Source organism: Citrobacter sp. NCU1 (genome assembly GCF_010231475.1).
Taxonomy (GTDB): Bacteria; Pseudomonadota; Gammaproteobacteria; order Enterobacterales; family Enterobacteriaceae; genus Citrobacter_D.
On record NZ_NRDO01000002.1, the window covers coordinates 44077 to 64167 of the forward strand.

Below are 20091 nucleotides of genomic sequence, written 5' to 3' on the forward strand. Positions count from 1 at the left end.
CGAGGTTGTGTCTCTTGCTAATGCATCAGGCGCAGATAGCCTGAATCAGTGCCCCGGGAAAGGCACCAGGCTATAGCAGGTCAGTCCCTGTTTTTCCAGGCGCTGCTCGCCGCCGAGATCGAACAGATTGATGATAAAGGCTGCATCTGTCACTTCACCACCCAGACGGCGGATCAGTTTTACGGTCGCTTCAATGGTTCCGCCGGTGGCCAGCAGATCATCGACAACCAGAACTTTGTCACCCGGTTTGATAGCATCGACATGAATTTCCAGCTGATCGGTGCCGTACTCCAGCTCATAGCTCTCAGCGATCGTTTCACGTGGCAATTTACGCGGTTTACGCACGGGAACAAAGCCAACGTTCAGGCCCAGTGCTACCGGCGCGCCAAACAGGAAGCCACGCGCTTCAGTGCCGACGACCTTGGTGATGCCCGCATCTTTGTACCGCTCAACCAGCAATTCAATGCTAAGCGCGTACGCTTTCGGGTCTTCCAGTAAGCTGGTGACATCACGGAAAAGAATGCCCGGTTTTGGGTAGTCGTGGATGCTTTTGATGCTATTTTTAAGAAACTCAAGCTGCTGTGCAGTCGCGGTCATGGATGTATGCCTGCTAAGAACGGTGTTACTCACGGCGCAATCATATCAGGTCAAAAGTAATGATTGTATAACCTTTGACCGCCTGCGCCTGTGCTCGAAAACGGTCGAATTTACTGGCTGTTGGCAACAATTGCAACAGCGATTATGGTGCTTCAGTGCTTTTGTTGCTTTTCATCAATCACTGGGATCCGCCACAGAAAAATGAGCAGGCAGCTTAAAATCACCAGTAACAGTATCCGGACCCACATCATATTGACCAGCCACAGAGAAACGCCGAAGGTCATCAAAATAAGAATGATCGCCCGTGGTTTAGCGCCAGGAGGCATTGCGTGATGCTGTTGCCAGTAGCGTAAGTATCCGCCAAACCACGAGCGATAGAGTAACCAGTCGTGAAAACGTGGCGATGAGCGGGCAAAGCACCAGGCCGCCAGCAAGATAAAAGGGGTGGTGGGCAACAGCGGCAACACAACACCTAATGTTCCCAGCACTACCGCCAGCCAGCCAATAATGATTAAAATAATACGTTGCATAATAAGAGTATCTGGAACACCTGAATGCTACTTTAGCATAACGGTTATCATTTTCATCGGAGTGTTAAATTGAAAACCGCCATGCTGTTACAGAAACTGGAAGAGCAACTTATTAACCTGCGCCAGCGTTGCGCGCCGCAGGCATTGCATGCAACGCTCAGCCCTCGCTTTGACCGCCATCTTTTTCATACGCGCAGCACGTTGCTACAGGCCTATCTGGAAGAAGTCGGGGAAAACCTGACCGCCCTGCGCCATGCTGTTGATCAACAGCAGTTGCCCCAAATCGCCTGGCTTGCTGAGCATCTTGCCTCCCAGATGGAGGCTATTTCGCGTGAAACCGCCTCGTGGTCACTCAGGGAATGGGACAGTGGCTCTCCGACACTCGCCCGCTGGCAACGCAAGCGTGTTCAGCACCAACAATTTGAGCGCCGTTTGCTGGAAATGACTCAGGAGCGTAAAGCCCTGCTCGCCAGGGCAACCCGTCTGGATGAACAACAGAGATTGCATCGTGAAGTGGAAGCCTATGAGGCCCGTCTGGCGCGCTGTCGCCACGCGCTGGAAAAAATCGAAAACGTTCTGGCACGTTTAACCCGTTAATCCCCGGAGAATCTATGTCGCTTGAAAACGCCCCTGATGAGGTCAAACTGGCCGTTGATTTAATTATGTTATTAGAAGAGCACAACGTCGCTCCCGACACGGTGCTGAAAGCGCTGGAGATTATAAAGCGGGATTATGAAAGGAAAACTCAGCAGCTCGCCTCCTCTCAGGAAGGGAGCTGCTGATAACAAAGAACGCGTTTAGCCCATCGCTGGCGCAGGCTCGTTGTCTTTGATCTCGCGTTTCACTTCTGTCACCTCATCTCCCTTCTCGTTGCGCAGATGCACTTCAAGCTGGTTAAAGGCGATGTCGATGTTGTTTTCACGGCACAGACGGTCGATCGCGCGGTTCAGTTCATCTACCGTATGGCTACGATCGCGCAGTTCGCGCACATATAAGCGCAGTTCGTGATCCAACGTGCTGGCGCCAAAAGTGGTGAAGAATACGTCAGGTTCTGGATCGTGCATCACTTTCGGGTGTTCCATCGCCGCCTGCAACAGCACTTTTTTCACTTTGTCCAGATCCGAGCCATAGGCCACACCAAGGCGGATCACCAGACGTGTCGTGGTATCCGAGAGCGACCAGTTGATGAGACGCTCAGTCACAAACGCTTTGTTCGGGATAATCACTTCTTTACGATCAAAGTCGGTAATAGTGGTGGCGCGAATGCGGATCTTGCTTACCGTTCCAGAGAAAGTCCCAATCGTGACCGTATCCCCAATACGTACCGGGCGTTCGAACAGAATAATCAGACCCGAAACAAAGTTACCGAAGATCTCCTGCAAACCAAAACCCAGACCAACGGACAGTGCCGCTGCCAGCCACTGCAGTTTGTCCCACGATACACCGAGCGATCCAAACACCGTCATTGCGCCAATGGCAATGATTGCGTAATTGAGGATCGTGGTGATGGTGTAAGACGCCCCCTGGTGCAATTTTAGCCGCGAGAGGATCAAGACTTCCAGTAATCCCGGTAAGTTGCGGATCAGCGCCCAGGCTACCATTGAGGCGATAATGGCAAACAGCAGACTGCCCATGGTGACGTTTTTCACCACGGCCGCGCCCGCTTCCGTGCCGTTGTAATGCCAGAGCGTGATGCTATCGAGATAGCTGAACACGGTGATCAAGTCAGACCAAATAGCCCAGAACAGCACGCCGAACAGCGCGATCATCAGCAACATGGTGATACGCAGCGTTTGCTGGTTGACCTGTTCGAGCGCAATGGTCGGCTCTTCCTGCGGCTCAGCCCCCTCAGCGCCCTCTTTGACCAGATTCTGACGACGCGCCAGCGCGCGGCGCCAGGCAATACGGCGCGCGGCAACGCTCAATCCACGCAGTACCGTCTGGTACAGCAGGTTCCAGATAATCACCAGATAGACCGTTTCAATCCAGCGGCCTGACAGACGCAGCGTCGTATAGAAATAACCGGTCGCTGTTAAGACCATCAGTGCGATAGGAACGATGGATAACACCGTGATGGTGATCAGTCGCAGACCATGTGATTCCTTGTCGCGCCAGCTTTCACGGCACATCGGCCACACCAGGAAAGCAATCAGCAGCAGGTTCAGGAAAATCACCACCTGACCCAGCACATCATCCATCAAATGCAGAGGCGAGAGTTCTGCCACCACTGACCAAAAATTCAGGGGCAGTAGCGCGAGGCTGATACGCACTATCTGGCGGCGCCAGTGGCTGGTCAGCTGCGCTGGCATACCAAAGTGACGTACTGCGACGCCCTCTTTCTCCAGCACTTTCCAGCACAAGCCAAACACCAGCCAGAAAAGCGCCATTTTTTTACTGAACGCCCACAGGAGATCGCTGATGTTTAGCTGCATGGTGAGCAGGATAAGACCCGCAGCGAGGATGACCAGACACACCGGTAAGGCGCGAATCAGATCAATGAGAATCGCTTTTGGCGTGTTGAGCTGGCTGTCATTACGTAAAGACCCCACCGCGGCGGCTAATTTTTGCTGGTAAGCTTTGAGCCATCCCAGGCGCCAGCGTATCAGTCCGGCGATCAGTAATAAGGGTAATCCCGCCAGAAAAGCAATAAACACCGCAGGCCAGGCCTTTTCCCAGTTTACGGTGATTTTCATCGACTTAAACTGATCTTTCAGCGTCTGCGGGAACGCTTTAATCCAGTCCCAATCCATCGGACGGTTACTGTTAACCCAGAAAATTTGCTGGGTGAGGATCTCTTTCAGGTTTTTGGAGACGCTCATTAATTGCTGCTGGTTGATCTGCAGATTAATGGCCATCATCAATTGATTGCCCAGCTGTTTGTTCAGTTGATCAAGCAGTTCGCGACGCATTTCAACCACCTGTACCAGCGCGTCGTGAACCTCTTCATTAATTTCTTTGGTGTGCCCTTCTTCCAGTTTGGCGACAAAGGTATCGCTCTGAAACAGCGCGTCACGCTGCTGGTTGACTTCAAATTGCTCAAGACGCAAATCCGCAATGCGGTTGGTCATGTCTTTCAATTCGTCCGCTGACGGTAGGGTTTGCTGTTGCTGATAAAGGATGCGGGACAACAGCAGGCTGCCTTTGAGGACCGCGATTTGTTCCTTAATATTGCGTTCCGATTGCAGCGCGCGATCCAGCCAGTTTTTGACCTTAATATTTTGCTGCATCAGCGAGTTGCCGTTTTCCGTGGCCGAAATCAGCCGCTGGCTCAGTTGATGGTTGATCTCCAGCTCCTGATTCACCAGCGGGTTCGTCTGGATACGCGCGGTCTCATCCGGATTGACCGCTTCCTGCGCCGTTTTCTCCGTCAACGTAAGGCGTTTGCTGTTTACTGCTTCCTGTAAAAGCTGAAGCTGGTGTTCCAGTCGGTTGCTATTTGCCGTCACATAATCGCGCTGCTTTTGCAGGGTATCCTGCAAAACCGTATTGCCTTCCAGACTCTTACGCTGTTGATCTATCTGTGCATTGAGCAATGCCTGCTGTACCTGAAGCAGCACTTGCTGGCTTGAGCGCAGCGCCGCTTCGCCCACATTGGTGCCATCCAGTCGATTGCGAATTTGTTGCAGTTGCTGGGAGGCGGTGTACATGGCGTTTTGTACCCGCTCCGGTTGCGTCTGGAGGGAGACGAGTTGGCTGTTATAGGCCGCCAAATCGTTTTGCGCACTTTGCAAGTCATCCAGCAATTGCGCAACACGCAATTCAAGCTGACGCAATGAGAGTGTGCTCAGTATTTTTCGCGTTTCATCATCATTATCGACGTCACTCAGCGCATTGAGCGCATCGGATGCCTGGCGCATTTTTTCCGGAGCCTGCGCCACTTTCTGACGCAACTGAACGGTCTCATCTTTCACCCGCTCAATTTTATCGAGCGTCTCCAGTGTCTCAAGAAGATCCTGCTGCACCAGCTTATCCTGCGCAGTGAGGTCTTTTTGTTTGCTGAGCGCATCCAACTGGCTTTGCACATCGGCTTTCGTCGGCAGGTCACCGTTCGATTGCGCGCGCGCAAAGGCTGATGACTGGCAGGACAGCAACAGGATGAAGAAAAAAATAGTAATAAAAACAAGATGCTGTAAACGTTTATTAATCTGCAACATAGTCATGAGAATGAAGGTTTCTGAACCGAAAGAACGACCGAAAATAGCCTGGCCGCAAGAATATCACGGCTCTGACAGACAAAATAGCAGGATAGAAAGCGTCCAGGAAAAATCCTGGAAATGGTCTCAGTGAGTTTCGCCAGATAACGGTACCCGCAGCGTTGGACAGAATTGATACATCTCCAACAGAATAGCGACATAATCACGCGCCTCCTTTTTAAGGTCAAAGGACTGCGGCGCGAATAACCAGTTTTCCATTATGCCAGAGATATAACTGCGCATTAATATCGCCGCCCGGCGGGTGTTAAGATTTTCGGGTAACATTTTCGATTTAATACAATGCATTAGCGTTTGTTCAATGCGATCATAACTTTCCAGACAGAGGCTCCGCTGCGCCTGTTGAACGACAACCATTTCCCCAACGAATTCGCATTTATGGAATATAATCTCCATCAGCAACCGTCGGCGCTCTTCTGTCACAGTGGCTTCAAGAAGATAGACTAGAATCTCTCTTAATACTGATAGTGGATCACCGGGGAATTTTGCCTGATACTCAATCTCAAGCTCACCAATATTGGATTCTGATAATTCCCAGATTTCGCTAAATAATTCCGACTTGTTTTTGAAATGCCAATAGATTGCACCGCGTGTGACGCCAGCAGCTTTTGCAATCTCCACGAGCGAGGTGGATGATACACCTTGTTGCGAGAACAAACGCAGAGCTACATCCAGTATGTGTTGTCGTGTTACCAGCGCTTGTTGTTTGGTTTTTCGTGCCATATGTTGGTGAATTTACAGGCGTTAGATTTACATACATTTGTGAATGTATGTACCATAGCACGATGATAATATAAACGCAGTATTGGGTTTATGGGCCAGGCCATTGATCAATTTGAAATCGGACACTCGAGGTTTACATATGAACAAAAACAGAGGGTTAACGCCTCTGGCGGTCGTTCTGATGCTCTCAGGCAGCTTAGCGCTAACAGGATGTGACGACAAAGAGGCTCAAAAAGGGGGCCAGCAGAAGCCAGAAGTTGGAGTTGTAACGCTCAAAACTGAACCTCTGCAGATAACGACTGAACTCCCGGGTCGCACCAGCGCTTTCCGTATTGCGGAAGTTCGCCCTCAGGTAAGCGGTATTATCCTGAAGCGCAATTTCACTGAAGGCGGTGATGTCGAAGCAGGTGTGTCTCTCTATCAGATTGATCCTGCGACTTATCAGGCAGCTTACGAAAGTGCAAAAGGTGATTTAGCCAAAGCGCAGGCGGCAGCGAACATCGCACAGCTGACCGTTAAGCGTTACCAGAAACTGTTGGGTACTAAGTACATCAGTCAACAGGATTACGATACTGCGCTTGCTGATGCGCAACAGGCGAATGCCGCTGTCGTGGCCGCAAAAGCCGCTGTCGAATCCGCACGTATTAATCTGGCATACACCAAAGTGACCTCGCCGATCAGCGGTCGCATTGGTAAATCGTCTGTCACAGAAGGTGCATTGGTACAAAATGGTCAAGCCACGGCGCTGGCCACCGTTCAACAACTCGATCCTATCTATGTTGATGTAACGCAATCGAGCAATGACTTCCTGCGTCTGAAGCAAGAGTTGGCGAATGGCACGCTGAAGCAAGAGAACGGAAAAGCCAAAGTCGATCTGGTCACCAACGACGGCATTAAATTCCCGCAGTCCGGGACGCTGGAGTTCTCTGACGTGACCGTTGACCAAACCACAGGGTCGATTACGTTACGCGCCATCTTCCCGAACCCGGATCACACCTTGCTGCCAGGCATGTTTGTTCGTGCTCGTCTGGAAGAAGGGACGAATCCAAGTGCAATTCTGGTTCCGCAGCAGGGCGTTACTCGTACCCCGCGTGGTGAAGCCAGTGCATTGGTTGTTGGTGCGGATGACAAAGTGGAAACGCGTCAAATCGTCGCTACTCAGGCGATAGGCGATAAGTGGTTGGTGACAGAAGGTCTTAAGTCAGGCGACCGCGTGATTGTCAGTGGGCTGCAAAAAGTGCGTCCTGGCGCGCAGGTAAAAGCACAAGAAGTGACTGCTGATAACGAGCAGCAAGCCGCGAGCGGAAGCCAGCCTGAACAGTCTAAGTCTTAACTTAAACAGGAGCCGTTAAGACATGCCTAATTTCTTTATCGATCGCCCTATATTTGCGTGGGTGATCGCCATCATCATCATGTTGGCCGGGGGACTCGCGATCCTCAAGCTGCCGGTAGCGCAATATCCTACGATTGCGCCACCCGCAGTATCGATCTCCGCGACCTACCCTGGCGCAGATGCCAAAACAGTGCAGGACACTGTGACACAGGTTATCGAACAGAATATGAACGGTATCGATAACCTGATGTATATGTCCTCAAACAGTGACTCCACGGGTACCGTGCAGATCATCTTAACCTTCCAGTCTGGTACCGATGCGGATATCGCACAGGTTCAGGTGCAGAACAAACTGCAACTGGCAATGCCGTTACTTCCTCAGGAAGTTCAGCAACAAGGTGTTAGCGTTGAGAAGTCATCCAGTAGCTTCCTGATGGTGGTGGGCGTCATTAACACTGACGGCACCATGACTCAGGAAGATATCTCGGACTATGTTGGCGCCAACATGAAAGACGCCATCAGCCGTACGTCCGGCGTGGGTGACGTTCAGTTGTTCGGTTCTCAGTACGCCATGCGTATCTGGATGGACCCGAATAAACTGAACGACTTCCAGCTGACGCCTGTTGATGTGATTAACGCGATCAAAGCACAGAACGCCCAGGTTGCTGCCGGTCAGTTAGGGGGTACGCCGCCGGTAAAAGGTCAGCAACTTAACGCATCAATTATCGCGCAAACGCGTCTGACTTCCGCCGATGAGTTCAGCAAAATTCTGCTGAAAGTGAATCAGGACGGTTCTCAGGTTCGCCTGCGTGACGTCGCGAAAGTGGAACTGGGCGGCGAGAACTACGACATTGTTGCGAAGTTCAACGGTAAACCGGCCTCCGGTCTTGGGATCAAACTGGCAACTGGCGCAAACGCACTGGATACCGCTGCGGCGATCCGCGCCGAGCTGAAAAAGATGGAGCCGTTCTTCCCGTCCGGTCTGAAGATTGTTTACCCGTATGACACCACCCCATTCGTGAAGATTTCTATTCACGAAGTGGTGAAAACGCTGGCGGAAGCGATCATCCTCGTGTTCCTGGTCATGTATCTGTTCTTGCAGAACTTCCGCGCGACGTTGATTCCGACCATTGCGGTTCCGGTGGTCCTGCTGGGTACCTTCGCCATCCTCGCGATATTTGGCTTCTCGATAAACACCCTGACGATGTTCGGGATGGTGCTCGCCATCGGCCTGTTGGTGGATGACGCCATCGTGGTGGTTGAGAACGTTGAACGTGTTATGGCGGAAGAAGGCCTGCCGCCAAAAGAAGCCACGCGTAAATCCATGGGCCAGATTCAGGGCGCACTGGTCGGTATCGCGATGGTACTCTCTGCGGTATTTATTCCGATGGCCTTCTTTGGCGGCTCCACCGGGGCAATTTACCGTCAGTTCTCTATCACCATCGTTTCGGCAATGGCCTTGTCGGTGCTGGTGGCATTGATCCTGACGCCAGCCCTGTGCGCCACGATGCTCAAACCTATTGCTAAGGGCGATCACGGCGAAGGTAAGAAAGGTTTCTTCGGCTGGTTTAACCGCATGTTCGATAAGAGCACGCACCATTACACCGACAGCGTAGGCAACATCCTGCGCAGTACCGGTCGTTATCTGCTGCTCTATCTGGTCATCGTGGTCGGTATGGCGTATCTGTTTGTTCGCCTGCCAAGCTCCTTCTTACCTGATGAAGATCAGGGGGTCTTCATGACGATGGCCCAGTTGCCGGCTGGTGCAACGCAGGAGCGTACGCAGAAGGTGCTGGACGAAGTATCGGACTACTATCTGACCAAAGAAAAAGACAACGTTGAATCGGTTTTTGCCGTTAACGGCTTCGGTTTTGCGGGTCGTGGTCAGAACACCGGTATCGCGTTCGTCTCTCTGAAAGACTGGAGTCAACGTCCAGGCAAAGAGAACAAGGTAGAGGCGATCACGGGTCGTGCCATGGGAGCGTTTTCGAAAATTAAAGACGCTATGGTATTTGCCTTTAACCTGCCCGCGATTGTTGAACTGGGTACGGCGACCGGCTTCGACTTCCAGTTGATTGACCAGGCGGGCCTCGGCCACGAAAAACTGACGCAAGCACGTAACCAGTTGTTTGGTGAAGTAGCTAAGCATCCGGAGCTGTTAGTCGGCGTACGTCCTAACGGTCTGGAAGATACCCCGCAATTCAAGATCGACATCGATCAGGAAAAAGCGCAGGCGCTTGGCGTATCTATCAGTGACATTAATACAACGCTTGGTGCCGCATGGGGCGGAAGCTACGTAAACGACTTTATCGACCGTGGTCGTGTGAAGAAAGTTTACGTCATGTCTGAAGCCAAATACCGTATGTTGCCGGAAGATATTAATAACTGGTATGTACGTGGTAGCAATGGACAGATGGTGCCGTTTGCCGCCTTCTCCACCTCTCGCTGGGAATACGGTTCACCGCGTCTGGAACGCTATAACGGCCTGCCTTCAATGGAAATTCTCGGCCAGGCAGCACCAGGTAAGAGTACCGGTGAAGCCATGACGATGATGGAACAGCTGGCCAGCAAACTGCCCTCCGGTATTGGTTATGACTGGACAGGTATGTCTTATCAGGAACGCTTATCAGGCAACCAGGCCCCTGCCCTGTATGCGATTTCACTGATCGTCGTGTTCTTGTGTCTGGCAGCGCTGTACGAGAGCTGGTCAATTCCGTTCTCTGTTATGCTGGTGGTTCCGCTGGGTGTTATCGGTGCATTGCTTGCCGCCACCTTCCGCGGCCTGACTAACGACGTTTACTTCCAGGTTGGTCTGCTGACAACCATTGGGTTATCGGCGAAGAACGCGATACTGATCGTCGAATTCGCCAAAGATCTAATGGATAAAGAAGGCAAAGGTCTGATTGAGGCAACGCTGGACGCCGTACGTATGCGTTTACGCCCAATTCTGATGACGTCTCTGGCGTTTATCCTGGGGGTTATGCCGCTGGTTATCAGTTCCGGCGCAGGTTCCGGCGCGCAGAACGCCGTCGGTACAGGCGTAATGGGCGGGATGGTCACCGCAACCGTTCTGGCAATCTTCTTCGTGCCGGTCTTCTTTGTGGTGGTTCGCCGCCGCTTTAGCCGCAAGAACGAAGACATTGAACATAGTCATTCGGTAGAGAATCACTAATTCATCTTCTTAACAAAGGCCGCTTGCGCGGCCTTTTTATTGGATAAAATTCATAAAAAACGCTTATTGTCAGTTCATTTATTTTCTGTAGTATAAATAAGACATATAATCCATAGAATGCCGAAGGCTATTCCTGATCTGTTGGGTAATTTCTTATATTTTCATTAATTAAGAAATATTAAGAGTATTCCTGGTACTTTCTACTTTGCAGCAGGCAGTGACCGCAGATTGTGATGACCGAAGGGGATAACGTTATGAAATGCAAACGTAATAAAAATTTTCCTTCATTCCGCGCCTGTGCATATCTCTGCTAAAATGAGTAAAATTGTCTTCAGTGACCTAATTCGCCCTAATTGTAATTTTTCGTAATATGACGATGAAATCTTTTTTAGAGTGGATTATAGTTAAATCATCAGGAGATGAGGGTAAGTTCCAGGTCAGTCAGTTGTATCCATCCCGAAAGGTGTTCGGTTAGTTCAAGCCACTAAGAAGGGGATGCGTTATGGATGAATACTCACCCAAAAGACATGATATCGCACAGCTTAAGTTTCTCTGTGAAACCCTGTATCATGACTGCCTTGCAAACCTTGAGGAAAGTAACCATGGCTGGGTTAACGACCCGACATCGGCGATCAATCTTCAGCTTAATGAACTGATAGAGCATATTGCAACCTTCGCACTTAATTATAAAATTAAGTACAATGAGGACAATAAGCTGATTGCGCAGATAGATGAATATCTGGACGACACGTTTATGTTGTTCAGTAGTTATGGCATTAATGCGCAAGATCTTCAGAAATGGCGAAAGTCGGGAAACCGCCTGTTTCGCTGTTTTGTCAACGCCACCAGGGCTAACCCTGTTAGTTTGTCTTGTTAAAAATATTACAATCATAGGTAAGATTTATGTCCGATAAACCATTAACTAAAACTGATTATTTGATGCGCTTACGACGCTGTCAGACTATTGACACGCTTGAACGTGTTATTGAGAAAAATAAATATGAATTATCTGACAATGAATTGGCTGTATTTTACTCAGCAGCAGACCATCGTCTTGCAGAATTGACGATGAATAAGCTTTACGACAAGATCCCCACCTCAGTCTGGAAATTTATTCGTTAATTGGATATGCATTTTTCAGGGAAAACATGCGTGCAGCCGGACAGGCTGATTTTCCGTATTTACTGTTATTTCTTACGTTTATTCACGTGAGCTGGATCACGCCAGCCTTATGGGAACGTTCCCTTTCATCATACTGCGTTTTACTGTATTGCGAGATTCAGGCAACCCACAGGAGAGCGCATGATGAGTGAAGAAAAACAAAAGATGATTGCCGGCGAGATGTATCGCCCGGCAGACGAGACGTTACGCAGGGACAGCCTTCGGGCGCGTCAGTTAACCCATCGTTACAATCACACCGCACCCGATGAAAAGCATGAACGTCAGGCAATCCTGAATGAATTACTGGGGCGCGCAAATGACACCTGGATCGAGCCCTCGTTTCGCTGCGACTACGGCTATAACATTTATCTCGGAAAAGCATTTTACGCAAACTTCGACTGCGTGATGCTTGATGTCTGCCCAATTCATATCGGCGACAACTGCATGCTTGCACCCGGCGTGCATATCTACACAGCGACACATCCGCTCGACGCGACTGAACGCAACAGCGGCAGGGAATTTGGGAAACCTGTCAGCATCGGAAACAACGTCTGGATAGGCGGACGCGCCGTGATTAATCCTGGCGTGACCATCGGTGATAATGTGGTTGTTGCGTCAGGCGCGGTGGTGACGAAAGACGTTCCGGCAAATGTGGTGGTTGGCGGGAATCCGGCCCGTATTATCAAAACACTGGAAAGTGAAATGTAACTGTTATGCTAAATTGAGGTTAATCTGTTACTTTTTTCATCCGGAACACCCTTTTAAAATGGGCTGTTCCCCTGAATGTCGCTGATATCACGAAGGCAAAAGATGACAGAAATACAACGCCTGCTTACCGAAACCATTGACGATCTCAACACGCGTGAAAAACGCGATAACAGACCGCGTTTTAGCATTAGCTTCATTCGCAAACATCCTGGATTGTTTGTCGGTATGTATATCGCCTGGTTTGCCACACTGGCAGTGATGCTCCAGTCCGAAACGCTGGTGGATTCCGTCTGGTTGCTGGTAGTGTTGTTTGTATTGCTAAATGGCTTTTTCTTTTTTGACGTCGCGCCACGCTATCGTTATGAAGATATTGACGTGCTGGATTTTAGAGTTTGCTATAACGGTGAGTGGTATAACACTCGCTTTGTCCCCTCCACGCTAATCACCGCCATTCTTCATTCACCGCATGTAGACAACGACGATAAAGCGCAATTGCAAAAAATGATATCGCGTAAAGGTGAACTCTCCTTCTACGATATTTTTACGCTTGCACGCGTGCAGACAACCCCGTAGACCCTATGCGCGAGAAAAAGTGCGCACCTTCCCTGGCGCGCACCGGGTTCCCTGAAATGTTGGCAAAACCGTTAACGTCTTTTTTTACGCCCCTGCACCGCGTTGAAACGCGGATTCGTTTTACAAATCACATACACACGTCCTTTGCGTCTGACAACCTGGCAATCCGGATGCCGTTGCTTTGCACTGCGAAGTGAACTCACTACTTTCATCTTACCCCCGCGTCGTTCCAATAAAATGCCCAAAACGTTTCTGGAAACGCGCTGCGCTCCCCTCATTGTCGAATGTTTTCTGTTTTCCGGTGTAGTACGGATGTGATTTGGAGGAAACATCAAGAGTGACGTACGGATATATCACGCCCTCCAGTTCGATTTCACGGTCGGTTTGGATGGTCGAACCGACGTGAAAATATGCATTCACACTGGTGTCATGGAACACCACCGTACGATAAACAGGATGAATATCAGGTTTCATTGCCGCCCCTTAAATAATGTTATAACATAACACTACCTTATCAACAGCGACAATTCAACCTTGCTTATACAGTGGGAATTAAACCAGAATGACGCTTTTTCTGACGATGGAAGACATGTTATCCAAAAAAATCATAGAATAACGACATCCACAAAAGGAGATCTTTCACGATCAGATATACTTTGCCTACGCTTCGTAAATAGAGGTATCAACGTGACGACACGACATCTGGCCGGCCTGGTGACGGGTGTACTTATTTTATCTGTCCTTGTTCCTGTTGGATTAAGCCTTTGGTTGGCGCATCGTCAGGTTGAACAGAAATTTATCGAAGAGCTGAACACCTATTCATCACGTGTCGCTTTACGTGCTGATAAAGTCGCCGCTCAGGGAAAGCTCGCACTACTGGAGATGGAGCGTTTCGAGGGCATACCTTGCAGTAATGAACATTTACTGGCGATGCGCCGGGTCTCCTATAGCAACCGCTACGTCCAGGAAGTTTTATATCTGGAGAATAACGTTCCCGCCTGTTCATCGCTGGAGCAAAAAAGCCACGCCGCCACACTGCCTGAACCCGGCAAAATATCCCGGGACGGCTATCGTGTATGGATAACGTCACAAAATGATTTAGGGATAAAACGTTATATGGTGGCGGTGGGCACACACCGCTATATCGTGATGATTGACCCCGCGTCATTTATTGACGTGATCCCTTTTAGTTCTTCGCGAATTGATGCGGCGATTATTGGGGAAGCGCACAACATCGTGATCACCAGCAACGATCACCTCAAACCGGAGATCATTGAGCAATTGCAGCAAGCCGCAGACCAGCATATGGAGAATGACGGAACCCTCTATAATATTCAGCCTGTCCCGGAAATGCGTATTTCTATTGTGGCCTGGTCTTCCGCGCTTTCACTGCAAAAAAACTGGTATCGTCAGGCCTTTATTTGGCTCCCGGCCGGTCTTGCGATTGGTCTATTGAGCGCCGCGTTTATTCTGCGCATTCTGCGTCGTATACAGTCCCCCCACCATCGCCTGCAGGATGCCATTCAAAATCGTGATATCAAAGTTCACTACCAGCCTATTGTTTCATTAAGTACCGGCAAAGTTGTCGGCGCCGAAGCGCTGGCTCGTTGGCCGCAAAGCGATGGCAGCTACCTGTCACCAGACATTTTTATTGCGCTGGCAGAAGAGACAGGATTGTCAGAATCGCTCAGCCATCTGATTATCGACACAGTCTTTGAGGAGATGGGTAAATGGTTGCGACTACATCCCGGGCTGCATATTTCTATCAACCTTGAGCCCAGCGATCTGGCCTCGCAAACGTTGCCCTCGCATTTAAGCCAGTTGCTAAATCGGCATCACGTTTCCCCATCGCAAATCGCGCTGGAACTGACAGAACGCGAATTTGCCGACCCGAAAACCTGCGCGCCCATCATTACCCAATACCGTAAAGCGGGACACGCAATCTATATCGACGATTTTGGTACTGGCTATTCCAGCCTCAGCTATTTGCAGAATCTGGAAGTGGATATCCTGAAAATCGACAAGTCGTTTGTCGATGCGTTGGAATATAAAAATGTCACGACGCACATTATTGAGATGGCAAAAACCCTCAAACTGAAAATGGTCGCCGAAGGTATTGAGACTCCCCGCCAGGAGAAGTGGTTACGTGAACACGGCGTGCAGTACGGTCAGGGTTGGCTATACAGTAAAGCCCTGGGCAAACCCGAGTTTATTCTGTGGGCCGAACAACATCTATAATGTCGGGATGGCTGGCGGCACGCCGCACAGCCAGTCACATCAGTCATCCAGAATGGGAGAGAATCCGCCATAAATCATGCGCTTGCCGTCAAACGGCATCGACTCGCCAAACTCTTTCATTCGTGGATCCGACATCATCTTTTGATTCGCCGCGTCGCGGACCTCTTTCGAGGGGTATTCAATCCAGCTAAAGACCACTTCCTCATGATCCTCCGCTTTCACCGCCATGCGAAAATCGGTCAGCTTGCCGTCCGGAACATCATCGGCCCAGCATTCAACCACGCGTAATGCCCCAAATTCCTTAAAGAGCGGGACAGCTTTTGCCGCCATTGCCACGTAGGCCTCCTTGTTTTCGGCAGGCACGGCAACCACAAAACCATCAACATACTTCATGAGATAAACCTCCGAAGTGTTACTGCACGGCAAGACAATCTGGCCGCGTCAGTCGCAGTTAAGTTTAGTCGCCATTGCGGCACTGTGCCGTAGATGCATTGTGTGCCGGAACGCGCGCCGTCGGGGAATAACGAAACCAGGGCAGGCAAATCTGGATTAACGGCCCGATCGCCAGCGCATACAGCACGGTGCCGACGCCCAATGCCCCCCCAAGGAACCAACCGCTCAACAAGACGGAAACCTCAATCGCAGTACGAATAGAGCGCACGGGCCAACCGGTACGTGCATGAATCCCGGTCATCAGGCCGTCACGTGGACCGGCGCCAAAACCGGCGCCAATATACATACTGGTGGCCAGCGCATTGACGATCACCGCAGAAACCAGCAAAACAGTGCGCACGAGCAGGGATTCAAATCCAGGCATGATAGCCAGCGTCGCATCTGCCGCCAGGCCGATAACAATAACGTTGCTCAGTGTTCCAAGCCCTGGGCGTTGTCGCAAGGGTATCCATAACAGCAAAACCAGAACACCAACGCCAATCATCACAATACCGATGTTCATCGACAGCAGATTCGCCACACCGAGATGAAAAACATTCCAGGGGTCAGCGCCTAAATCCGCACGCACAAACATAGCGGTTGAGACACCGTAAAGCGCCAGCCCCAAATACAATTGAACCAATCGACGCAGCATAATTCCCCCTCCTCGCCAGATAACGTTCATCTTCTCCACAATTGGCACTATGATTAATGTCCAGTTTTCAAAAAGTGGACTGTTATGTCATCTCGTCGTCATGGAAGCCAGTCTCTGCAGCGCTTGCTCGGACACTGGCAGGAAACCGCTTCACGCATCCCTCTCTGGCGTCAGCTTGCCAGAGCGCTGCGTCTGCTCATTCTGGATGGTCGTCTGGCACTGGATAGCCGTCTTCCCGGCGAGCGCGAACTGGCCGCCGTGCTGGACGTGAGCCGAACCACCATTGCCAGCGCGCTGGCGCAACTGCGTGAGGAAGGCTACCTGGAAAGCCGACAGGGGAGTGGCTCGCGGGTCATTCTGCCAGAACATATCCACCGGGTACCCACCCGAACCGGCACCAGCATGGCGCTGGATCTGTCCACCGCCGCCCTGAGCGCCGGTCCCGAAATTCATCAGGCCTACCACCAGGCTCTGTGTGCAATGCCCCAGCATTTACTGAGTTCGGGCTATTTGCCACAGGGATTACTGTCGCTACGTGAAACCATTGCCAGCCACTACTGTGAACGAGGGTTGCCCACCCACCCGGATGAGGTCATGGTCGTCAACGGCGCGGTCAGTGGACTGGCATTGATCCTGCGTCTGCTGACCGGTCCAGGTGACCGTGTTGTCGTGGATCACCCCACCTACCCGCTCGCCATCGCGGCCATTCAGGGCGCGTCGTGTCGTCCGGTGGGCGTCTCTTTACCTGAGCATGGCTGGGACACCGCCGGTCTGCTCGCCACCATCGCGCAAACGTCGCCAAGAATGGCTTATCTGATGCCTGATTTTCATAATCCCACCGGGCGTTGTATGGACGACGCGACGCGCCAGAGCGTGGCGGATATTGCCGCCAGAACACGGACCACCATAGTGGTGGATGAAACGATGGTGAATCTGTGGTTTGATGCCCCACCGCCGCCGCCGCTCGCCTGCTACAACGCCGACGCGCCCATTATTATGCTGGGGTCGGCAGGAAAAAGTTTCTGGGGAGGACTGCGTCTGGGCTGGGTTCGCGCATCGTCACGCACCATTGCCGCGCTCGTGCAAACCCGTGATACGTTCGACCTGGGTTCACCGGTTCTGGAACAACTGGCAACCGGTTGGTTAATTGAACATTCCGGAACCTTCCTTCCTGAACGCAGGCAACAACTGGCCAGGCGACGCGCGCTATGCGGTGAACTGATGCGAGCGCATTTTCCGGAGTGGACGTTTTCCCCGCCTGCGGGAGGACTATCTTTTTGGGTAGAATTGCCTGATACCTTAGCCACCCAGTTCGCGACACATGCCGAAAGCGCAGGGATTCAGCTCGGCACTGGCACCCGTTTTGGTCTGAATGGTGCTTTCGATCGCTTCTTGCGAATGCCATTCACCCACCCGGACGACACATTACGCGCGGCATTCAGCACGTTACAGCCCTTGTGGGACGGATTGCGTTTTCAAAGCGGTGTGGGGAAAATGCGTAAGATTATTTGACGTGCCGGACGGCAGAATTGGGTGGGGGCCCTGCCAGCTACATCCCGGCACACACGTCGTCTGCTCTGGCTGCTTCCTTCCGGATCTGACCTGGTAAACAGAGTAGCGTTGCGGGAGAACCAACAGAGCCCCCATTGAGAGCGTTGTTAACCAACGCGCAGGCGCATTATCACTGCTGTCCCCGGTAATTGCAACCAATCCTTCACCGGATGCTGTTTTCTTGCGCAATGTGACTTCACTCTGCCTCTATTGCGGATTATGCTGAAGGATTAGCGCAGGAATACACCATGAATATGCAAGACTCTTTCCCCCAACGCGTCTGGCACATTGTCGCCTCCATACCTGAAGGGTTTGTGACCACCTATGGTGATGTCGCGCGACTCGCAGGTTCACCCCGTGCCGCGCGTCAGGTCGGCGGCGTATTAAAACGGTTACCGGAAGGCAGCACCCTCCCCTGGCACAGAGTTGTCAATCGCCACGGCGCGATCTCGCTGACTGGTCCTGATCTTCAGCGTCAACGACAGGCTTTATTATCGGAAGGGGTAATAGTGTCCGGGAGTGGGCAGATCGATTTGCAACGATACCGCTGGGTGTATTAACCCTCTCCGAATCGAAGAGGGTTAAGTCCAGATCAGTACTGCGTAGGAGGCGTTGCGGTCGTCCCACTGTCAGCCTGAACTGGCACTGCCGTTTGCTGGACCGGAACCAGCGTCAGATCGGCTTTTGTCCCACCCCGATTAATCACTTCCTGAACGGTATCGGTAATGAATACCAGTTTGTCATTAACGGTGATCGCGGCACTCAGCAGGATCCGGGCGTTTGGCTGTACATCTGCCGGATTGAACGGGAGAACGAAGCTAAACGGCGCCTGTTTGCCTTCGGTACGTACCGCCTGCTGCGACAACACTTTTGACGGCGCATCAGCCAGTGAGGCATCCGACAGTGTCACGGTTAAGACAGCATCCGGTGGCAAGGCCACTTTTTGACGGATCCAGACGGTGCCCGAAACCGTGGGTTGCTGAATTGCAGGCTGTGTAGCCACACCGGAAGTGCCTGGGTTTGGCGCGGGTGTCTGAACATCTGCGCTTCTATCTGCGCAGGCTGCCAGAGCAACCGCCATTGCTAAACCACTTACCATGTGCACAAGTTTCATTAAATTCTCCTTCTCACCAGAGCCCCAGCAAGTTATTTACTCGCCGGAGAATGGTTAACAAACACATAACGTTATTAAGTTTGGCACAAATTACCTATTTTTTCCTGAAATTGGCCAGTTATTCAGACTATTGCACCCATCGGACCACTTTTAAAATTGCGTTATACTGTGGCTATCTCGCTGCGGCGCCGTCATTACCTGGAGAGTAAGTATGAGTCTGGCACTGAAAAATTTGCTGACATTGTTAAATCTTGAAAAAATTGAAGAAGGACTCTTTCGGGGACAAAGTGAAGACCTGGGATTACGTCAGGTGTTTGGCGGACAAGTGGTCGGCCAGGCGCTGTGTGCCGCCAAAGAAACCGTCGCCGAAGATCGCCATGTACACTCTTTCCACAGCTATTTTTTACGCCCTGGTGATAGTCAAAAACCGATTATTTACGATGTAGAAGTGCTGCGAGATGGCAACAGTTTTAGCGCCCGGCGGGTGGCCGCTATTCAGAATGGGAAGCCTATCTTTTACATGACCGCCTCTTTCCAGGGTCAGGAAGAGGGATTTGAACACCAGAAAAAAATGCCCACAGTGCCGGGGCCTGAATCCCTGAAATCGGAAACCGAAATTGCCCGCTCAGTGGCGCATTTACTGCCGCCGATGTTAAAAGAGAAATTTCTCTGCGATCGCCCATTAGAGATTCGCCCAGTTGAATTTCATAATCCGCTAAAAGGCCATGTCTCAGATCCAACGCGTCAGGTCTGGATCCGCGCAAACGGCACGATGCCGGACAGCCTCCGCGCTCATCAATATTTGCTGGGCTATGCCTCCGATCTTAATTTCCTGCCTGTGGCGTTGCAGCCTTACGGTATTGGTTTTCTCGAAAAAGGGATCCAGATTGCCACTATCGATCATTCGATGTGGTTCCATCGTCCTTTCAATATGAATGATTGGCTGCTGTACAGCGTAGAGAGTACTTCTGCTTCCAGCGCCCGCGGTTTTGTGCGCGGTGAGTTTTACACGCAGGACGGCGTGCTGGTTGCGTCTACCGTGCAGGAAGGGGTCATGCGGAATCACAACTGAAAAAAGCCGGATGGCGCTGAC

General features: G+C 51.2%; 21 protein-coding genes and 1 other RNA gene. 12 read left to right on the plus strand and 10 right to left on the minus strand.

The genetic code is table 11. The annotated features are described in order from the left end of the window. Positions 1 to 45: 45 nt before the first annotated feature. Both apt and CJP72_RS00295 read right to left on the minus strand, forming a co-directional pair. A complete protein-coding gene (gene apt / locus CJP72_RS00290; protein ID WP_162378913.1) occupies positions 46 to 597 on the minus strand; it encodes an adenine phosphoribosyltransferase in 552 nt (183 codons plus the stop codon). A gap of 152 nt (positions 598 to 749) precedes the next feature. Next, entirely contained in the window at positions 750 to 1127 is a 378-nt protein-coding gene (locus CJP72_RS00295; protein ID WP_162378914.1) for a DUF454 family protein, read from the minus strand. A 69-nt stretch (positions 1128 to 1196) separates the two neighbouring features. Here CJP72_RS00295 and priC point away from each other — a divergent pair, with 69 nt between their 5' ends. Together priC and rsmS are read left to right on the plus strand one after the other, a co-directional pair. Then, positions 1197 to 1724, plus strand: a complete 528-nt coding sequence (gene priC / locus CJP72_RS00300) for a primosomal replication protein N'' (RefSeq protein WP_193568535.1) — start codon at positions 1197 to 1199, stop codon at positions 1722 to 1724. A 14-nt stretch (positions 1725 to 1738) separates the two neighbouring features. Continuing rightward, positions 1739 to 1909: a pleiotropic regulatory protein RsmS gene (gene rsmS, locus CJP72_RS00305; protein WP_162378916.1), complete on the plus strand. Its 171-nt coding sequence runs from the start codon at positions 1739 to 1741 to the stop codon at positions 1907 to 1909. A 15-nt stretch (positions 1910 to 1924) separates the two neighbouring features. On the opposite strand, the gene mscK is transcribed toward rsmS, so the two are convergent. Together mscK and acrR are read right to left on the minus strand one after the other, a co-directional pair. After that, on the minus strand, positions 1925 to 5287 hold the full coding sequence (gene mscK, locus CJP72_RS00310) for a mechanosensitive channel MscK (protein ID WP_162378917.1): 3363 nt from the start codon (positions 5285 to 5287) through the stop codon (positions 1925 to 1927). A 120-nt stretch (positions 5288 to 5407) separates the two neighbouring features. Beyond that, complete coding sequence (acrR, locus tag CJP72_RS00315) at positions 5408 to 6061, minus strand: multidrug efflux transporter transcriptional repressor AcrR (RefSeq protein WP_162378918.1); 654 nt, start codon at positions 6059 to 6061, stop codon at positions 5408 to 5410. Between the two features lie 139 nt (positions 6062 to 6200). On the opposite strand from acrR, the gene acrA reads away from it, so the two are divergent. From acrA to CJP72_RS00345, 6 genes are all read left to right on the plus strand, one after another. Continuing rightward, complete coding sequence (gene acrA, locus CJP72_RS00320; protein ID WP_162378919.1) at positions 6201 to 7394, plus strand: multidrug efflux RND transporter periplasmic adaptor subunit AcrA; 1194 nt, start codon at positions 6201 to 6203, stop codon at positions 7392 to 7394. A gap of 22 nt (positions 7395 to 7416) precedes the next feature. Then, positions 7417 to 10566: a multidrug efflux RND transporter permease subunit AcrB gene (gene acrB, locus CJP72_RS00325; RefSeq protein ID WP_162378920.1), complete on the plus strand. Its 3150-nt coding sequence runs from the start codon at positions 7417 to 7419 to the stop codon at positions 10564 to 10566. 502 nt (positions 10567 to 11068) lie between these two features. Beyond that, positions 11069 to 11443 carry an Hha toxicity modulator TomB gene (gene tomB, locus CJP72_RS00330; protein ID WP_012133514.1) on the plus strand — a complete coding sequence of 125 codons (375 nt, stop codon included), beginning with the start codon at positions 11069 to 11071 and terminating at the stop codon, positions 11441 to 11443. A 26-nt stretch (positions 11444 to 11469) separates the two neighbouring features. Next, complete coding sequence (locus CJP72_RS00335; protein ID WP_002892050.1) at positions 11470 to 11688, plus strand: HHA domain-containing protein; 219 nt, start codon at positions 11470 to 11472, stop codon at positions 11686 to 11688. 183 nt (positions 11689 to 11871) lie between these two features. Continuing rightward, on the plus strand, positions 11872 to 12435 hold the full coding sequence (maa, locus tag CJP72_RS00340) for a maltose O-acetyltransferase (RefSeq protein WP_162378986.1): 564 nt from the start codon (positions 11872 to 11874) through the stop codon (positions 12433 to 12435). 102 nt (positions 12436 to 12537) lie between these two features. Next, the gene (locus tag CJP72_RS00345; protein WP_162378921.1) at positions 12538 to 13008 is read left to right on the plus strand and encodes a YlaC family protein; all 471 of its coding nucleotides are present in this window, start codon (positions 12538 to 12540) and stop codon (positions 13006 to 13008) included. Positions 13009 to 13079: 71 nt separating this feature from the next. Here CJP72_RS00345 and ykgO read toward each other — a convergent pair whose 3' ends face one another. Then, positions 13080 to 13220, minus strand: coding sequence for a type B 50S ribosomal protein L36 (ykgO, locus tag CJP72_RS00350; protein WP_162378922.1), 141 nt, complete (start codon positions 13218 to 13220; stop codon positions 13080 to 13082). 1 nt (position 13221) lies between these two features. Further along, positions 13222 to 13482 carry a type B 50S ribosomal protein L31 gene (locus CJP72_RS00355; protein WP_162378923.1) on the minus strand — a complete coding sequence of 87 codons (261 nt, stop codon included), beginning with the start codon at positions 13480 to 13482 and terminating at the stop codon, positions 13222 to 13224. 213 nt (positions 13483 to 13695) lie between these two features. Between CJP72_RS00355 and CJP72_RS00360 the strand changes: the two genes are divergently transcribed. Beyond that, positions 13696 to 15246 carry an EAL domain-containing protein gene (locus CJP72_RS00360; RefSeq protein WP_162378924.1) on the plus strand — a complete coding sequence of 517 codons (1551 nt, stop codon included), beginning with the start codon at positions 13696 to 13698 and terminating at the stop codon, positions 15244 to 15246. 39 nt (positions 15247 to 15285) lie between these two features. Here CJP72_RS00360 and CJP72_RS00365 read toward each other — a convergent pair whose 3' ends face one another. Then, a complete protein-coding gene (locus CJP72_RS00365) occupies positions 15286 to 15639 on the minus strand; it encodes a DUF1428 domain-containing protein (RefSeq protein ID WP_162378925.1) in 354 nt (117 codons plus the stop codon). Positions 15640 to 15703: 64 nt separating this feature from the next. Next, positions 15704 to 16333 carry a membrane protein YczE gene (yczE, locus tag CJP72_RS00370; RefSeq protein ID WP_162378926.1) on the minus strand — a complete coding sequence of 210 codons (630 nt, stop codon included), beginning with the start codon at positions 16331 to 16333 and terminating at the stop codon, positions 15704 to 15706. Between the two features lie 84 nt (positions 16334 to 16417). Between yczE and yczR the strand changes: the two genes are divergently transcribed. Then, positions 16418 to 17845, plus strand: coding sequence for a MocR-like transcription factor YczR (gene yczR / locus CJP72_RS00375; protein WP_162378927.1), 1428 nt, complete (start codon positions 16418 to 16420; stop codon positions 17843 to 17845). A gap of 28 nt (positions 17846 to 17873) precedes the next feature. Here yczR and ffs read toward each other — a convergent pair. Beyond that, an RNA gene (gene ffs / locus CJP72_RS00380) (signal recognition particle sRNA small type) lies at positions 17874 to 17970 on the minus strand. Positions 17971 to 18093: 123 nt separating this feature from the next. Here ffs and CJP72_RS00385 point away from each other — a divergent pair. Then, positions 18094 to 18444: an MGMT family protein gene (locus CJP72_RS00385; protein ID WP_342212271.1), complete on the plus strand. Its 351-nt coding sequence runs from the start codon at positions 18094 to 18096 to the stop codon at positions 18442 to 18444. A 32-nt stretch (positions 18445 to 18476) separates the two neighbouring features. Here CJP72_RS00385 and CJP72_RS00390 read toward each other — a convergent pair whose 3' ends face one another. After that, positions 18477 to 18998 (minus strand): YbaY family lipoprotein, encoded by a 522-nt coding sequence (locus tag CJP72_RS00390; RefSeq protein WP_162378929.1) that lies wholly within the window; start codon positions 18996 to 18998, stop codon positions 18477 to 18479. A gap of 211 nt (positions 18999 to 19209) precedes the next feature. On the opposite strand from CJP72_RS00390, the gene tesB reads away from it, so the two are divergent. Next, a complete protein-coding gene (gene tesB, locus CJP72_RS00395) occupies positions 19210 to 20070 on the plus strand; it encodes an acyl-CoA thioesterase II (RefSeq protein WP_162378930.1) in 861 nt (286 codons plus the stop codon). Positions 20071 to 20091: the final 21 nt, after the last annotated feature.

Bases quoted from the DNA above. Each gene is read 5' to 3' on its own strand.
- apt (WP_162378913.1), bottom strand. From the start codon at position 597: ATGACCGCGACTGCACAGCAGCTTGAGTTTCTTAAAAATAGCATCAAA.
- CJP72_RS00295 (WP_162378914.1), bottom strand. From the start codon at position 1,127: ATGCAACGTATTATTTTAATCATTATTGGCTGGCTGGCGGTAGTGCTG.
- rsmS (WP_162378916.1), top strand. From the start codon at position 1,739: ATGTCGCTTGAAAACGCCCCTGATGAGGTCAAACTGGCCGTTGATTTA.
- mscK (WP_162378917.1), bottom strand. From the start codon at position 5,287: ATGACTATGTTGCAGATTAATAAACGTTTACAGCATCTTGTTTTTATT.
- acrR (WP_162378918.1), bottom strand. From the start codon at position 6,061: ATGGCACGAAAAACCAAACAACAAGCGCTGGTAACACGACAACACATA.
- acrA (WP_162378919.1), top strand. From the start codon at position 6,201: ATGAACAAAAACAGAGGGTTAACGCCTCTGGCGGTCGTTCTGATGCTC.
- acrB (WP_162378920.1), top strand. From the start codon at position 7,417: ATGCCTAATTTCTTTATCGATCGCCCTATATTTGCGTGGGTGATCGCC.
- tomB (WP_012133514.1), top strand. From the start codon at position 11,069: ATGGATGAATACTCACCCAAAAGACATGATATCGCACAGCTTAAGTTT.
- CJP72_RS00335 (WP_002892050.1), top strand. From the start codon at position 11,470: ATGTCCGATAAACCATTAACTAAAACTGATTATTTGATGCGCTTACGA.
- maa (WP_162378986.1), top strand. From the start codon at position 11,872: ATGAGTGAAGAAAAACAAAAGATGATTGCCGGCGAGATGTATCGCCCG.
- CJP72_RS00345 (WP_162378921.1), top strand. From the start codon at position 12,538: ATGACAGAAATACAACGCCTGCTTACCGAAACCATTGACGATCTCAAC.
- ykgO (WP_162378922.1), bottom strand. From the start codon at position 13,220: ATGAAAGTAGTGAGTTCACTTCGCAGTGCAAAGCAACGGCATCCGGAT.
- CJP72_RS00355 (WP_162378923.1), bottom strand. From the start codon at position 13,482: ATGAAACCTGATATTCATCCTGTTTATCGTACGGTGGTGTTCCATGAC.
- CJP72_RS00365 (WP_162378925.1), bottom strand. From the start codon at position 15,639: ATGAAGTATGTTGATGGTTTTGTGGTTGCCGTGCCTGCCGAAAACAAG.
- yczE (WP_162378926.1), bottom strand. From the start codon at position 16,333: ATGCTGCGTCGATTGGTTCAATTGTATTTGGGGCTGGCGCTTTACGGT.
- yczR (WP_162378927.1), top strand. From the start codon at position 16,418: ATGTCATCTCGTCGTCATGGAAGCCAGTCTCTGCAGCGCTTGCTCGGA.
- CJP72_RS00390 (WP_162378929.1), bottom strand. From the start codon at position 18,998: ATGAAACTTGTGCACATGGTAAGTGGTTTAGCAATGGCGGTTGCTCTG.
- tesB (WP_162378930.1), top strand. From the start codon at position 19,210: ATGAGTCTGGCACTGAAAAATTTGCTGACATTGTTAAATCTTGAAAAA.